Origin of the sequence: Salmonella sp. A29-2, assembly GCF_020150755.1 — a bacterium.
GTDB classification, from domain to species: domain Bacteria; phylum Pseudomonadota; class Gammaproteobacteria; order Enterobacterales; family Enterobacteriaceae; genus Salmonella; species Salmonella enterica.
This window is the reverse complement of sequence record NZ_CP083731.1, coordinates 2,440,436-2,455,357: the sequence shown is the minus strand read 5'-3', so window position 1 is coordinate 2,455,357 and position 14,922 is coordinate 2,440,436. Positions and strand designations below refer to the sequence as shown.

General features: G+C 50.8%; 17 protein-coding genes. 9 read left to right on the top strand and 8 right to left on the bottom strand.

Annotated features, from left to right (window positions below; translation table 11 throughout):
• Positions 1 to 65: 65 nt before the first annotated feature.
• A complete protein-coding gene (locus tag K8W53_RS11975) occupies positions 66 to 374 on the bottom strand; it encodes a DUF1161 domain-containing protein (RefSeq protein ID WP_000975516.1) in 309 nt (102 codons plus the stop codon).
• A gap of 103 nt (positions 375 to 477) precedes the next feature.
• Here K8W53_RS11975 and K8W53_RS11970 point away from each other — a divergent pair, with 103 nt between their 5' ends.
• Positions 478 to 1,188 carry a YnfC family lipoprotein gene (locus K8W53_RS11970; RefSeq protein WP_000743122.1) on the top strand — a complete coding sequence of 237 codons (711 nt, stop codon included), beginning with the start codon at positions 478 to 480 and terminating at the stop codon, positions 1,186 to 1,188.
• A gap of 40 nt (positions 1,189 to 1,228) precedes the next feature.
• On the opposite strand, the gene speG is transcribed toward K8W53_RS11970, so the two are convergent.
• A complete protein-coding gene (speG, locus tag K8W53_RS11965) occupies positions 1,229 to 1,789 on the bottom strand; it encodes a spermidine N1-acetyltransferase (RefSeq protein WP_000199997.1) in 561 nt (186 codons plus the stop codon).
• Positions 1,790 to 1,824: 35 nt separating this feature from the next.
• On the bottom strand, positions 1,825 to 2,166 hold the full coding sequence (locus tag K8W53_RS11960) for a DUF1283 family protein (protein ID WP_001066440.1): 342 nt from the start codon (positions 2,164 to 2,166) through the stop codon (positions 1,825 to 1,827).
• A gap of 152 nt (positions 2,167 to 2,318) precedes the next feature.
• On the opposite strand from K8W53_RS11960, the gene K8W53_RS11955 reads away from it, so the two are divergent.
• From K8W53_RS11955 to K8W53_RS11935, 5 genes are all read left to right on the top strand, one after another.
• Complete coding sequence (locus tag K8W53_RS11955; protein WP_000921389.1) at positions 2,319 to 2,645, top strand: YnfA family protein; 327 nt, start codon at positions 2,319 to 2,321, stop codon at positions 2,643 to 2,645.
• A gap of 121 nt (positions 2,646 to 2,766) precedes the next feature.
• The gene (rspA, locus tag K8W53_RS11950; RefSeq protein WP_000706264.1) at positions 2,767 to 3,981 is read left to right on the top strand and encodes a starvation-sensing protein RspA; all 1,215 of its coding nucleotides are present in this window, start codon (positions 2,767 to 2,769) and stop codon (positions 3,979 to 3,981) included.
• Positions 3,982 to 3,991: 10 nt separating this feature from the next.
• Positions 3,992 to 5,011 carry a Zn-dependent oxidoreductase gene (locus K8W53_RS11945; RefSeq protein ID WP_023206416.1) on the top strand — a complete coding sequence of 340 codons (1,020 nt, stop codon included), beginning with the start codon at positions 3,992 to 3,994 and terminating at the stop codon, positions 5,009 to 5,011.
• A gap of 53 nt (positions 5,012 to 5,064) precedes the next feature.
• Complete coding sequence (locus K8W53_RS11940) at positions 5,065 to 6,444, top strand: MFS transporter (protein WP_023224957.1); 1,380 nt, start codon at positions 5,065 to 5,067, stop codon at positions 6,442 to 6,444.
• A 143-nt stretch (positions 6,445 to 6,587) separates the two neighbouring features.
• Positions 6,588 to 8,054: a mannitol dehydrogenase family protein gene (locus K8W53_RS11935; protein ID WP_023224958.1), complete on the top strand. Its 1,467-nt coding sequence runs from the start codon at positions 6,588 to 6,590 to the stop codon at positions 8,052 to 8,054.
• A gap of 66 nt (positions 8,055 to 8,120) precedes the next feature.
• Here K8W53_RS11935 and ydfZ read toward each other — a convergent pair whose 3' ends face one another.
• The 3 genes from ydfZ to ydfG form a co-directional block, all read right to left on the bottom strand.
• Complete coding sequence (gene ydfZ / locus K8W53_RS11930) at positions 8,121 to 8,324, bottom strand: putative selenium delivery protein YdfZ (RefSeq protein WP_000989267.1); 204 nt, start codon at positions 8,322 to 8,324, stop codon at positions 8,121 to 8,123.
• Between the two features lie 180 nt (positions 8,325 to 8,504).
• The gene (locus tag K8W53_RS11925) at positions 8,505 to 9,191 is read right to left on the bottom strand and encodes a GntR family transcriptional regulator (protein ID WP_000215563.1); all 687 of its coding nucleotides are present in this window, start codon (positions 9,189 to 9,191) and stop codon (positions 8,505 to 8,507) included.
• Positions 9,192 to 9,320: 129 nt separating this feature from the next.
• On the bottom strand, positions 9,321 to 10,067 hold the full coding sequence (ydfG, locus tag K8W53_RS11920) for a bifunctional NADP-dependent 3-hydroxy acid dehydrogenase/3-hydroxypropionate dehydrogenase YdfG (RefSeq protein WP_000636564.1): 747 nt from the start codon (positions 10,065 to 10,067) through the stop codon (positions 9,321 to 9,323).
• Positions 10,068 to 10,205: 138 nt separating this feature from the next.
• Between ydfG and dcp the strand changes: the two genes are divergently transcribed.
• Positions 10,206 to 12,248 carry a peptidyl-dipeptidase Dcp gene (gene dcp, locus K8W53_RS11915; protein WP_023224960.1) on the top strand — a complete coding sequence of 681 codons (2,043 nt, stop codon included), beginning with the start codon at positions 10,206 to 10,208 and terminating at the stop codon, positions 12,246 to 12,248.
• 344 nt (positions 12,249 to 12,592) lie between these two features.
• Positions 12,593 to 12,775, top strand: coding sequence for a general stress protein (locus K8W53_RS11910; RefSeq protein ID WP_000807642.1), 183 nt, complete (start codon positions 12,593 to 12,595; stop codon positions 12,773 to 12,775).
• Between the two features lie 119 nt (positions 12,776 to 12,894).
• Here the strand turns inward: K8W53_RS11910 and K8W53_RS11905 are convergent, their stop codons facing one another.
• A complete protein-coding gene (locus tag K8W53_RS11905; RefSeq protein WP_001235357.1) occupies positions 12,895 to 13,422 on the bottom strand; it encodes a 2-oxo-tetronate isomerase in 528 nt (175 codons plus the stop codon).
• Positions 13,423 to 13,848: 426 nt separating this feature from the next.
• Here K8W53_RS11905 and K8W53_RS11900 point away from each other — a divergent pair, with 426 nt between their 5' ends.
• Positions 13,849 to 14,241, top strand: coding sequence for a YdeI family stress tolerance OB fold protein (locus tag K8W53_RS11900; protein ID WP_000776349.1), 393 nt, complete (start codon positions 13,849 to 13,851; stop codon positions 14,239 to 14,241).
• Between the two features lie 346 nt (positions 14,242 to 14,587).
• On the opposite strand, the gene mgtS is transcribed toward K8W53_RS11900, so the two are convergent.
• Positions 14,588 to 14,683 (bottom strand): protein MgtS, encoded by a 96-nt coding sequence (gene mgtS, locus K8W53_RS11895; protein WP_000901531.1) that lies wholly within the window; start codon positions 14,681 to 14,683, stop codon positions 14,588 to 14,590.
• Between the last annotated feature and the right edge of the window lie 239 nt (positions 14,684 to 14,922).

Here is a 14,922-nt window from a genome sequence, read left to right as displayed (position 1 = left end):
GGGAGTAAGGATTATTAATCCATGTCAAAGAGCGTTACCCTCCGGACCCGGAGGGCAGGAGGAGGTTATTGCGGTTCGGCGGATGAACCGTCCTGAGCGGGAGAGGTATTGGCTGGCGCATTGCCGCTGCTGGTGCGGGTATAAAGAATTTTATGCGTGTCGTTCGCGCAATGGCCCACCACCTGTGAGTCCGGCTGATCGGCCTGGTCGTTAGGAACGATAGTGAGCGTAAAATTATCCGCTGGCACGCCGTTATTGATGATACGTTGTTCAATATCGCTTTTTACTCTCTCGCACGATCCCGGTGCCGCCATCACCAGCGAGGGGGCGCTGACTAACGCCAGAGCGGCTATTGCAGTTGCGATTTTCATCATGAACTCCTGTGATTAATGACGATGTTCTAAGCTTAGCATTTTTCGTGTAAATAACTGTATTTGCTAATATGATGATAAATATCTTTTCATCCTGGTGACACGCGTGAAGAAACCCCTTTTACTGACGTTATTATGCATGATACTGGCAGGTTGTGATAACCCGAAATCCCTTGAGTCTTTTACGCCGGAAATGGCCAGTTTTTCGAACGAATTTGATTTTGATCCATTACGTGGTCCGGTAAAGGATTTCAGCCAGACATTGATGAGTGAGAATGGCGAAGTGGCGAAGCAGGTCACCGGTACGCTTTCACAGGAAGGCTGTTTTGATACGCTTGAGTTACACGATCTGGAGAATAATACGGGGCTGGCGCTCGTGCTGGATGCCAATTATTACCGGGATGCTCAGACGCTGGAAAAAAAGGTGCAGTTACAGGGGAAGTGCCAGCTGGCGGCGTTGCCTTCGGCGGGCGTGACCTGGGAAACGGACGACAACGGTTTTGTGGTATCGGCGACGGGCAAAGAGATGAAAGTCGAGTACCGCTATGATAGCGAAGGCTATCCGCTAGGTAAGACAACCATAAACTCGCAGAATACGCTCTCGGTGACGGCAAAACCCTCCGCGGACCCGCGTAAAAAGCTGGATTACACGGCAGTCAGCCGGGTGGATGATCGACAGGTCGGCAACGTCACACAGAGCTGCGAATATGATGCGTACGCGAACCCTGTTGACTGCCGGCTTGTTATCGTCGATGAGAGCGTTAAGCCGGCAGTGTCCCACCATTACACCATTAAAAATCGTATCGATTACTACTAAACCGGGCGCGGTGCGATTCTCCGTGACTACCGCGCCGCGTTTACTGCGCGGTGGGTTTCAGGAGCGTAGAACCGGACGTTTTATGTTCATCCAGATACTGCTGCTGGAAGATACACATGCGGATGGTGTTACGGTATTCGCCGTTAATGAAGAACTCATGAATCAGCTCGCCTTCTACTCTAAACCCGAGTTTACGGTAGATGTGAATCGCTTTTTCATTCTCTTTATCGACGATCAAATACAATTTATAGAGATTGAGTACGGTAAATCCGTAATCCATCGCCAGTTTGGCCGCGCGTGACGCCAGGCCTTTTCCCTGGTACTCCGGCGAGATAATAATCTGAAATTCCGCCCGCCGATGCACATGGTTAATTTCCACCAGTTCCACCAGCCCGGCGTTTTCACCATCGCATTCGACGACAAAGCGCCGTTCGCTTTGGTCGTGGATGTGTTTGTCGTAGAGATCCGACAGTTCGACAAAAGCCTCATACGGCTCTTCAAACCAGTAACGCATAACGCTGGCATTATTATCAAGCTGGTGGACAAATCGTAAATCTTCACGCTCAAGCGGGCGCAGTCTGACCTTGTAGTCACTTGTCATACTGTATCCTTACACTTCCTTTTAGTTATCCTGCATCAGGGCGTAATAACGCGACCTGTACGACGATCCAGACACCGCAGCGTATTGGGTTCCCAATAGGCGTTGATGTTGGCGCTTTGCTCGCATTTATCTCGGTTATCAAAGGCGGCATCGGCTTTGTCCCACTCTTTTTCTGCGCGGGTATTCACTTTCTGACGCAGACTGCGAGTGTCGTTCCATTGTTCCTTTTCCATCGCCGCTTCCTGACGACTTTGTGCGCTATCTCCCGATTCAATCACCAGTTTACTGGTTTCAGCGAATGCGGAAGTAGTATATACAACGGCCGCCAACGTAAGCATTGCCGTCAGGCACAGGCGTTTGCTCAGCGTATTGTTCATCACAACATCCTTTCATTAGAGGGGAAAAAGCGGTAAACCACCTGTAAATTCTACACCAATCCTTATGCCTGGCATATACACAAGAATGGCCGGATAACCGTAACGATATTCTGTTGTATTATCACTTATCATTTCGTAACCAAATGAATCTCATGCTAAAGACGACTCTGCTTTTCTTTGTCACCGCCCTCTGTGAAATCATTGGATGTTTTCTTCCCTGGCTATGGCTTAAGCGCGGCGCCAGCGTGTGGTGGCTTCTGCCCGCCGCCGCGTCACTCGCGTTATTCGTCTGGCTTTTGACCTTGCATCCGGCGGCGAGTGGGCGGGTTTATGCGGCTTACGGCGGGGTATATGTCTGTACTGCGCTCCTGTGGTTACGTGTTGTCGATGGCGTCCGGCTCACGGTTTATGACTGGTGCGGCGCGCTGATCGCGCTGTGTGGAATGCTGATTATCGTCGTCGGATGGGGACGTACGTAACATTGCCGCGCGACCAGAACATTTTGTGATCTGGCAGCGCTTTTTACATCAATATACTTGTATGGTAGTAGCTCAGTTGGGTAAATTTCCTGCATCCCATAATGCGATGTAAGGAATAAAAATGAAGATTGTAGGGGCTGAAGTTTTTGTTACGTGTCCAGGGCGTAACTTCGTCACCTTAAAGATAACCACGGAAGACGGGATCACCGGTCTGGGGGATGCCACCCTGAACGGACGCGAGCTCCCGGTGGCCTCGTACCTTACCGATCACCTGTGCCCACAGCTCATCGGGCGGGATGCTCGCCGCATCGAAGATATCTGGCAGTTCTTCTACAAAGGCGCGTACTGGCGCCGTGGCCCTGTCACCATGTCCGCCATTTCCGCGGTTGATATGGCGCTATGGGATATTAAAGCCAAAGCCGCCAATATGCCGTTGTATCAGTTACTCGGCGGCGCTTCGCGTGAAGGCGTCATGGTGTATTGCCATACCACAGGCCACACCATCGACGATGTGCTGGAAGACTACGCGCGTCATAAAGAGCAAGGGTTCAAAGCAATCCGCGTGCAGTGCGGCGTTCCGGGGATGAAAACCACCTACGGCATGGCGAAAGGCAAGGGGCTGGCCTATGAGCCCGCGACAAAAGGTCAGTGGCCGGAAGAACAATTGTGGTCAACGGAAAAGTATCTCGATTTTACGCCAAAGCTGTTTGACGCCGTGCGTAATACGTTCGGTTTTAATGAACATCTTCTGCACGATATGCATCACCGGCTGACCCCTATTGAGGCTGCCCGCTTTGGCAAATGTATTGAAGACTATCGTTTGTTCTGGATGGAAGACCCGACGCCGGCTGAAAATCAGGCGTGCTTCCGCCTGATCCGCCAGCATACGGTCACGCCGATTGCGGTAGGCGAAGTCTTTAACAGTATCTGGGATTGCAAACAGCTCATTGAAGAGCAATTGATTGACTATATCCGCACCACGCTTACCCATGCCGGTGGTATTACCGGGATGCGCCGCATTGCCGATTTTGCCTCGCTCTACCAGGTGCGTACCGGTTCGCATGGGCCGTCCGATCTGTCGCCGGTTTGTATGGCCGCTGCATTACATTTCGACCTGTGGGTGCCTAACTTTGGTGTGCAGGAGTTTATGGGCTACTCCGAACAGATGCTGGAGGTTTTCCCGCATAACTGGACGTTCGAGGGCGGCTATATGCATCCGGGCGACAAGCCAGGACTGGGCATTGAGTTCGATGAAAAACTGGCGGCGAAATATCCGTACGATCCAGCCTATTTGCCGGTGGCCCGCCTGGAAGACGGCACACTGTGGAACTGGTAAGGAGCGAAAAATGAAAAGCATCGTAATCGAAAAACCGAATACATTAACTATCGAAACGCGCGCGCTTCCGCAGCCTGCGCCGGGTGAAGTTCGTATTAAAGTGAAACTGGCGGGTATCTGCGGTTCCGACAGTCATATTTATCGGGGACATAATCCCTTTGCAAAATATCCCCGTGTCATAGGCCATGAATTTTTCGGTGTCATCGACGCGGTAGGCGACAACGTCAATCGCGACCGGATAGGAGAACGGGTATCCGTCGATCCGGTGATCAGTTGCGGGCATTGTTACCCTTGTTCAGTCGGTAAACCCAATGTGTGTACTTCGCTGGTGGTGCTGGGCGTGCATCGTGACGGCGGTTTCAGCGAGTATGCGGTGGCGCCGGCCCGTAATGCTTATCGCATACCGGACAACATCGCAGACCATCATGCCGTCATGGTTGAGCCGTTTACCATTGCGGCAAATGTGACGGGGCAGGTGAATCCAACCGAACAGGACGTGGCGCTTATCTATGGCGCAGGCCCGATGGGACTGACGACCGTACAGGCGCTGAAAGGGGTTTATCAGGTTAAAACCGTCATAGTCGTTGATCGCATTGAAGAACGTTTAGCGATGGCGAAGCAGAGCGGCGCTGACTGGACCCTCAATAATGGTCAACATTCACTGGCGGAATTTCTACAGCAGAAGGCGCTAAAACCGACCTTGATTGTCGATGCCGCCTGTCATCCCGCTATCCTGCAAGAGGCGATTACCCTTGCATCGCCTGCGGCACGCATTGTCCTGATGGGATTTTCCAGCGACCCGTGTGAGATTGTACAGCAGGGTATTACCGGAAAAGAGCTGGCTATTTATTCATCGCGTCTTAATGCCAATAAATTCCCGGTCGTGATTGACTGGCTGAATAAAGGGCTTATTGATCCGGATAAGCTGATAACGCATACATTTGATTATCAACATGTCACCGACGCGATTGAGCTTTTCGAGAAAGACCAGCGTCAATGCTGCAAAGTCTTACTCACGTTTGCGAAATAATATAAATAATTGCGAGTAAGTGGTACGCATCTTACCTCTTAGAGATTGCCTATATGACACAAATAAAACATGAACGATCGACTCAGGATTTAGTGCGCGCTGCCGTATCTGGCTGGTTAGGCACCGCGCTTGAATTTATGGATTTTCAGTTATATTCACTAGGCGCGGCTCTGGTCTTCCATGAGATATTTTTCCCGGAACAGTCTGCCGCGATGGCGCTTATTCTGGCAATGGGCACCTATGGTGCAGGTTATATAGCCAGAATTATCGGCGCCTTTGTTTTTGGTAAAATGGGCGACCGCATCGGACGAAAAAAAGTATTGTTTATTACTATCACCATGATGGGGATCTGCACCACGCTGATTGGCGTACTGCCGACGTATGCGCAAATCGGCATTTTTGCGCCAGTATTACTGGTAACATTGCGAATTATACAGGGGCTGGGCGCCGGGGCGGAAATTTCCGGCGCGGGTACCATGCTGGCCGAGTATGCGCCGAAAGGAAAGCGTGGCATCATTTCCTCGCTGGTCGCGATGGGCACCAACTGCGGTACGTTGAGCGCGACGGCGATCTGGGCGGTGATGTTCTTTGCGCTTGAACGCGAACAACTGATCGCCTGGGGATGGCGTATTCCTTTCCTGGCGAGCGTCGTTGTTATGATATTCGCGATCTGGCTGCGAATGAATCTGAAAGAAAGCCCGGTATTCGAAAAAGTAAGCGAAGGCGAAAAATCGCCAGCGTTAACGCCTGCGTCAGAAAATACATTGGGCGCGATGTTTACCAGCAAATCTTTCTGGCTGGCCACCGGTTTACGTTTTGGGCAGGCGGGGAATTCCGGGCTTATTCAAACCTTCCTTGCCGGATATTTAGTTCAGACGTTATTATTTAACAAATCTATCCCAACCGATGCGTTAATGATAAGTTCCGTAATTGGTTTTATCACTATCCCACTCTTGGGGTGGTTGTCCGATAAATACGGTCGTCGGCTGCCGTATATAATATTGAATATCTCCGCGATTATCCTCGCCTGGCCGATGCTGTCTATTGTGGTAGATAAAACGTATAGCCCTGGCGTAATTATGGCGGCGCTCATTGTTATTCATAACTTTGCCGTGCTGGGATTATTTGCGCTGGAAAACATCACCATGGCTGAAATTTTCGGATCGCGTAATCGCTTCACCCGGATGGCGATTTCAAAAGAGGCAGGGGGGCTGGTGGCGGTCGGTTTTGGCCCCGTCCTCGCAGGGATCTTTTGTAACATGACCGATTCCTGGCTGCCCATCTTAATTATGCTGGTGCTCTACTCGTGTATTGGTCTGATTTCTGCGTTGTTGATGCCGGAGGTCAGAGATCGCGATCTGAGCTTGCCTGAGGATGCGGCGGAAGCGACAGCGGCAGAGAAGTTACGCCACTCCGTAACCCAGACGAGTTAAATCGTGTCGACGGTATGGCCGGAACGCTAATGCGGTTTCGGCCATGCTGCCCGGTCACTTTTGTTTAATTAGCGTAAATCCAAATGCACCAGGGCAGGCGTTACTCTGCGACTGTTCCGCTTTCAGAATATAGAGGTTATAAAATGCAAAACAGGCTTTTATCGGCAAAGGCGACGCTTCCTGATTACGATCGCGCGGCGCTGGCGGCGCGGATGGTCCATCTCGGTTTTGGCGCGTTTCATCGCGCGCATCAGGGAGTTTATACAGATATTCTGGCTGCGGAGCAGCATAGCGACTGGGGCTATTATGAGGTTAATCTTATTGGCGGCGAACAACAGATTGCCGATCTAAAGCAGCAGGATAACCTCTATACCGTGGCGGAGATGTCGGCGGAAGCCTGGACGGCGCGTGTGGTGGGCGTCGTCAAAGCGGCGTTGCATGTCCAGGTTGATGGTCTGGAACGTGTGCTGGCGGCGATGTGCGAACCGCAAATAGCGATTGTGTCTCTGACCATTACCGAGAAAGGGTATTGTCATTCGCCAGCCACGGGCCAACTTCTGCTGGAACATCCCATGATTGCCGCCGACCTGCAAAATCCGCATCAACCGCTAACGGCACCGGGTATTATTGTCGAAGCGTTAGCGCGTCGTAAAGCCGCAGGCTTACCGGCATTTACCGTGATGTCCTGCGACAACATGCCGGAAAATGGGCATGTGACGCGTCAGGTTGTGACGGCTTATGCCCGGGAGGTGGATGCGGAACTGGCGATATGGATCGAGCAAAACGTGACATTTCCGTCAACGATGGTTGATCGGATTGTCCCTGCGGTCACGCCGGAGACGCTGGATAAAATCGAACAACTGACCGGCGTGCGCGATCCGGCGGGTGTCGCCTGTGAGCCGTTTCGTCAGTGGGTGATAGAAGATACGTTTGTGGCGGGTCGTCCGCAGTGGGAAAACGCGGGCGCGACGTTGGTCGCCGACGTGGTTCCGTTTGAAGAGATGAAATTGCGAATGCTTAACGGCAGTCATTCATTCCTGGCTTATCTGGGGTATCTTGCCGGCTATCAGCATATTAATGACTGTATGGATGACGACAACTATCGTCTGACCGCGCAGGCGTTAATGTTACGCGAGCAGGCGCCAACGCTGAAAGTCCAGGGGGTAGATTTACAGCGTTATGCCGATCAGTTGATTGCGCGTTACCGTAATCCGGCGCTGCGTCATCGTACCTGGCAGATTGCGATGGATGGCAGCCAGAAACTTCCGCAGCGTATGCTGGACTCCGTTCGCTGGCATCTTGCTAATCATAGCGATTTTGATTTGCTGGCGCTGGGCGTAGCGGGGTGGATGCGTTACGTTGGCGGCGTGGATGAGCAGGGTAAGGCGATCGACGTCAGCGATCCGCTATTACCGGTTATTCAGCGCGCCGTGGCAAACAGTGAAGAAGGCGCCAGTCGTGTTAAGGCGCTGCTGGGAATGGCAGAAATTTTCGGCAAAGATTTGCCGCAGGCGGCGCGGTTTACGCAAAAAGTGCAAGAAGCCTATGACAGTTTACTGACATATGGCGCGAAAGCGAGCGTGGCGAAATATGCCGAGCGGTTGAAGTAGCGCAACAGAGACCCGGTAGCATTATGCTACCGGGAAGGCCGGAACGGTTCCTGGCGGCCTGTGGTATCAGTTCATGCCAAGACGAATCAATTCGACCGGCGCGAATTTACCTTCACAACCTTCGACAATCACCGTTTTGCCGCGGCGAATTTGACCTGCATCCAGACCTTCGCTCTCAATGGCTTTGATAATCCCGGTATGACCCGTGCCGCTTATCATGACCCGGCTACCGGTAGTGATTGCGTTACGGTTACGATCGTATGTCATCATGGTGTTTTCTCCTTTCAAACTTACAGCCAAAGCCCGCAGGTTTCCCCGCATGACGGGCGACATATAAATACGCTTATCGTTGCGAATTTTTTTTGTTTTTGATCAAGCTCACGGCTTTTTAGGCGGGAATGTGCAGGGTGAGAAAGCGGAGAAGGCGTCTCACCCCGACGTTAAAGGGGGTTACTCTTCGCTAAACCAGCCGCTGTTTTCCTGACGGATAAGCTGAACGGATTCGCTAATTTCCTGCAAATGCTGGGTCATTGCGCTCTCAACCGCATTGCCGTCACGATTTTCCAGCGCGGAGAAAATATCATGGTGCTGGCGCAACAACATCTCCGGTGGAGAAACATGATCCAGACTCATATAGCGAACCCGGTCGATTGTCGCTTTGATATTTTCAATGGTATCCCACGCTAACTGGCAATCGGCGATCTGCGCCAGTTTTTGGTGGAAATCGTCATCAAGCTGGAAAAAATCATCAATCTGTTTGCGCTCGATAGCAATATGTTGCAGGTGCAGGTTTTGTGCCAGTTGATAGCACTGGTTATCGGTGATCATCGCTGCCGCACGGCGGACCACCGCGCATTCGATCGCCTGCCGAACAAAGCAGCCATTCTGTACCTGAGAAAGCGAAATCTTATTCACATAACTACCGCGCTGAGGGCGGATCTGAATCAACCCATTTTCCGCCAGCTTTATAAAAGCCTCGCGCACCGGTTGACGCGAAACGTTAAAACGGGTTGAGACCTCTTTTTCTGATAGCGGCGTACCAGGCGGGATAAGACAATGCACGATATCACGCCGAAGAATACGGTAAATTTGCTGGTTGACAGGCTGTGTAGGGTTAAGCTGCGTTTCGACGGTCATTCATTCTTACTTTTTAGGCGGTTGACCCGGATACTCTACCACTTTTCCGTGGCGGTCTATACCGATCATGTTTCTGGTTGCAGATACGTTTGCCAGGGATTACCCGGCCCGCAGACCGGGTATAACCCCTTAGCTACGGTGGACGCTGAGCCCTGCGAAGGATTGGGTAACAGGCATCATTTCAACGGTATTAATATTCACATGCGCGGGGAGCGTGGCCACCCACCATACCGCTTCGGTAATGTCTTCTGGCGTGAGCGCGGTGGTATTTTCGTAAGTTTTACCCGCTTTCTCATCGTCGCCTTTGAAACGGACGCTGGAAAACTCGGTACCGCCAACCAGACCCGGTTCAATGTCGGTCACGCGAACCGCCGTGCCGTGTAAATCCGTGCGCAAATTCAGGCTAAACTGGCGCACAAAGGCTTTCGTCGCGCCATAGACGTTGCCACCAGCATAAGGCCAACTGCCGGCGGTTGAACCGATGTTAATGATATGACCGCGATTACGTTCGACCATTCCTGGCAGCACGGCGCGGGTCATATAAATTAAGCCTTTATTATTAGTATCGATCATAGTTTCCCAGTCTTCTACGCTGGCTTTATGCGCCGGTTCAAGGCCCAGCGCCAGACCGGCGTTATTGACCAGCACATCAATATCGCGCCACTGCGCAGGCAGAGAGGCCATCATCTCTTCGATGGCCGCGCGGTTGCGCACGTCCAGTTGGGCGGTCAATACGTTCTCGCCAAGCTCATCTTTTAACGCTTGCAGGCGTTCATGACGACGTCCCGTGGCAATGACTTTATGTCCATTCTCAACAAAACGGCGTGCAATGCACTCGCCAAACCCTGCGGTTGCTCCAGTTACTAAAACGATCATCACACAGTTCCTCAACGCTTTTTGTGTTGTATTACCATAGCACGCGGCGTTTATGAAAGGGTAATCCTGGTTAACACGGTTGCGGTCAGCATAGGGGGAAGCTTACTCTTATGATCAACCTATTTTCAGGAGTGAAAAATGTCGACGAATCCTTTGTTAGACCAGAGTATGTTGCCTTATCAGGCACCGCGTTTTGATCGGATCAAAGATTGCCATTATCGTCCTGCTTTTGATGAGGGCGTGCGGCAAAAACGCGTGGAAATCGAGGCCATCGTCAATCATCCGGCGGCCCCTGACTTTACGAATACGCTTCTGGCGCTGGAGCAAAGCGGGGCGCTTCTGTCACGCGTCACCAGCGTTTTTTTCGCGATGACGGCCGCACACACTAACGATGAACTCCAGCGGTTGGATGAGGCCTTTTCTGCCGAGCTGGCGGCGCTCTCCAACGATATTTATCTGAATAGCGCGTTATTCGCTCGCGTGGATACCGTCTGGCAACAGCGTCACTCACTGGGGCTGGATGATGAGTCGCTACGGTTGGTCGATGTTATCCATCAGCGTTTTGTGTTGGCAGGCGCGCGGCTTGCCGAAGAGGATAAAGCGCGACTGAAGGTATTGAATACTGAATCCGCGACCTTAATGAGTCAGTTTAATCAGCGTCTGCTGGCGGCAAGTAAAGCGGGCGGGCTGGCGGTAGATGATGCGCATTGCCTGGCAGGATTAAGCCCGGAAGAAATGACCGTCGCTGCCGAAGCGGCGCGTGAAAAAGGCCTGGAGGAGCGCTGGTTCATTCCGCTCCTTAATACGACGCAACAGCCTGCGCTTGCTACGCTGCGCGATCGCCAGACCCGCGAAAATTTATTCGCAGCGTCATGGACTCGGGCGGAAAAAGGAGATGCCCACGATACCCGCGCTATCGTTCAGCGTCTGGTAGAGATTCGTCGCTGTCAGGCAAAACTGCTGGGTTTCCCCAATTATGCCGCATGGAAAATGGCCGATCAGATGGCGAAAACGCCGCAAGCCGCACTGAGCTTTATGCGTGGCATTGTGCCGCCAGCGCGTCAGCGGGTACTCAATGAACAGGCGGAAATTCAGAACGTCATTGATGGTGAGCAGGGTGGCTACACCGTTCAGGCCTGGGACTGGATGTTCTATGCCGAACAGGTACGGCGGGAAAAATATGCGTTAGATGAAGCGCAACTGAAGCCCTATTTTGCCTTAAATACGGTGTTGCAAGAGGGGGTTTTCTGGACCGCCAACCAGCTATTCGGCATCACCTTCGTCGAGCGTTTTGACATTCCGGTGTATCACCCTGATGTTCGGGTGTGGGAGATTTTCGATTCCGATGGTGTCGGCATGGCGTTATTTTATGGCGACTTCTTCGCGCGGGACTCGAAAAGCGGCGGCGCGTGGATGGGGAATTTTGTCGAGCAATCCACACTCAATGAAACCCGGCCCGTTATATACAATGTATGTAACTATCAGAAACCGGTTGATGGGCAGCCTGCATTACTGCTTTGGGACGACGTTATTACGCTCTTCCATGAGTTTGGTCATACGTTACATGGTTTGTTTGCCGTTCAGCGCTATGCCACGCTTTCAGGTACCAATACGCCCCGCGACTTTGTCGAGTTTCCCTCCCAGATTAATGAGCATTGGGCGAGCCATCCACGCGTGTTCGAACGCTACGCGCGTCATGTCGACAGCGGTGAAAAAATGCCCGCTGATTTACAGGAAAAAATGCGCAAGGCGAGTTTATTTAATAAAGGTTACGATATGACTGAATTGCTCGGCGCCGCATTGCTGGATATGCGCTGGCATATGCTGGAGGAGAGCGTAGCAGAGCAGTCTGTCGCTGAGTTCGAGCAGCAGGCGCTGGCCGCCGAGCATCTTGATTTACCGGCAGTGCCGCCCCGCTATCGCAGCAGTTATTTTGCCCATATCTTCGGCGGCGGCTACGCAGCGGGATACTACGCCTACCTGTGGACGCAAATGTTAGCGGATGACGGTTATCAATGGTTTGTAGAGCAGGGCGGCCTGACGCGTGAAAACGGGCAGCGTTTTCGTGATGCTATCCTTTCCCGGGGGAATAGTACTGATTTAGAAACGCTTTATTCAGCCTGGCGTGGACATGAACCGCATATTGACCCCATGTTGCAATATCGTGGGCTCGATCGCTAAGCTGATACGGTTGTTCGGCACTGTCGAACAACCGCCTGAAAATGAATCCTGCACTTCTGATGACAGCCAGTTAAATTTATGGGGTTAAATTGTCTGAATATAAAGAGGGCGTGCATTCGGATTTTTCTACTTATTTTCCCGTGGTGGCTTGATTGCCAAAGATTTATTACCGCTTCGCTGTTGATGTTTTCAAAAAATATATTTTCCGCCATGTGTCGGCGTTATGTAAATAATGCAGAAATGAATTTGACACTGCGCACAGGGCGACTAGATTTAGAACTGTATCACATGATATGAGAAGACATATCATATTTAAAACGCAACATCATCATGAGGATTATATTATGGCAGAACATCGCGGCGGTTCCGGTAATTTTGCAGAAGATAAAGAGAAAGCCTCAGAAGCAGGTCGTAAAGGCGGCCAGCATAGCGGTGGGAACTTTAAAAACGACCCACAGCGTGCATCTGAAGCGGGTAAAAAAGGTGGCCAGAATAGCCACAGTGGCGGACGGAAATCCGGCAATTAATTTTACTCCTGATATTTCGTAAATATATTCTGAAATATTGCGCATACGATGCGGGCCATAGGCTCGCATTTTTTTATTCTGACCGGGAGTTATTCTGACCGGTCAGATGAAATTATTGTTTATGCTTTCTTCGTTAACAGAAAAAGCAATTCAGCGAGGGCGAATCGTACGCATTTTTCCAATACTTCCTGACAATCTCCGTTGAAATGTTGTCGGCTTGTAAAAGTTGTATTGTTAATATTCCAGGCAAACCAAACGGTGCCCGCCGGCGTGCCATCTTCGCCGCCTTCCGGACCGCCATAGCCGCTGATCGCTATGCTGATATTGACCTCAGCCTGATCCTTAGCGCCCTGTGCCATTTCAGTAACGACCGCTTCGCTGACGGCGGTATGTTCGGCAAGACTGTGGCGTTGTACGCGTAAGATTTTTGCTTTGGCTTCATCAGTAAAGGTGACATAACCCACACCGTAAAATGAGGGCGTATCTTCTGCTGCGCACAATGCTGAAGCCAGTTTCCCGCCAGTGCAGGATTCTGCAGTGGTCAGACGGAGTTTCTGGTTAACCAGTAAATCACCAAGTTTTTTTGTCAGGCTATCGACGGATTCGGCTTCATCAAGGGTGACAATATCGTGCTGTTCTAATCTCATCGTTTATTTTTCCGTTACAGAGACAAATGAAATCTGTTCGTTCTTCTCAAGTATGGCATATTTATTTTATGACATTGTCAGTGAATGATTATTTTATCCAGTTACCAACAAACCCGCTGTTGCATAACTTACTTACTTTCTTGCGGCGATGACTGTCATTGATTATGCGTAAGGCCATTATCCTCAAAAAATAAAGCCGATTATTCTGAATTGCTATCCAGATGTTGATGCATATGACTTCAGCTATGTGGCAAGTTCTCTATTACGCCGTTACGCTTTCGCGCTCACCGGCGCTGATGTCGGTTGCATATTAATCCGGATGGGTTGATTTTATTGCTTAATATTCTGTGGGTAAATTCATGTTTGTAAAAACTAAAAATAGCGGCCAGACTTAATACGTCAAATAGACGTTATTAAGGAGAGAGCATGAAACTACAGGTGGCTGCATTTTTAAGTTTTCTGATAATGCCTTACGCGCTAGCGGATGATCAAGGGGGATTAAAAAAAGACGTGGCACCGCCGCCGCCTCATGCTATTGAGGATGGTTATCGCGGTACGGATGATGCAGAAAAAATGACCATCGAACAGGCAAAAACCCTGCATGATGGCGCGACCGTTTCGCTGCGCGGCAACCTTATTGATCATAAAGGCGACGATCGCTATGTATTTCGTGATAAATCCGGCGAGATTAACGTGATAATTCCTTCCGCCGTATTTGATGGGCGGCAAGTTCAGCCGGATCAAATGATCAACATTAACGGTAGTCTGGACAAGAAAGCGAAGGAACCGCTTGTTCGCGTGAACCGATTGCAAAAATAACGCGCGCTAACCGGCAATCTCCAGGTCAGCCATACGGGGCACGCGGCTGGCCTGATACCATGGGTCTTGTAAAAGCGCCTGGCGGACAAAAGGTCCCATAATGTCTTATTCAGGTCTGGTTGCGTATCGTTTAAGCTTCATTGATATTGACGGTGCTACAGTCGTTAGCGATCCGTTATCCTCGCAAGAATTTGCCCGGTAGCGTATAAGCAAAACACAAATCTATCCATGCAAGCATTTACCGCTGGTGAACCGGCGGTTTTTTTTGCCTGCCATCCAGACAAAAGCGGCCCCTTGCGCAACGATGCAGCAAGGGGCCGGCTCTGCGAGGGATTATCTCCGTTCATTAATCATCCCATTTGTGACTGAACCAGGCGGCCAGAAATCCGGAAAATAAAATAATTCCTAATACAACGATAAAAAGGTTAATACTGCCTAACATCTCGTTTCTCCTTATTTTAGCGTGCATCCTCTTTTTTAAAAAACCTCGTACAGACTATAGTACTAATTTATGCTTAAGCAAAGTCTGAATTGCGTATTTATTTTACTGGAAGGGTAAAGCATTAGAATATTTTCGTCAGCGCCCAGGAATATTCCTGAATTACCGCAGTGACAGCAGATAATTAGCCTGCAATATATAGGGTTAACCCGGTGCGCCAGAAACTGCGCACATCACTGGCT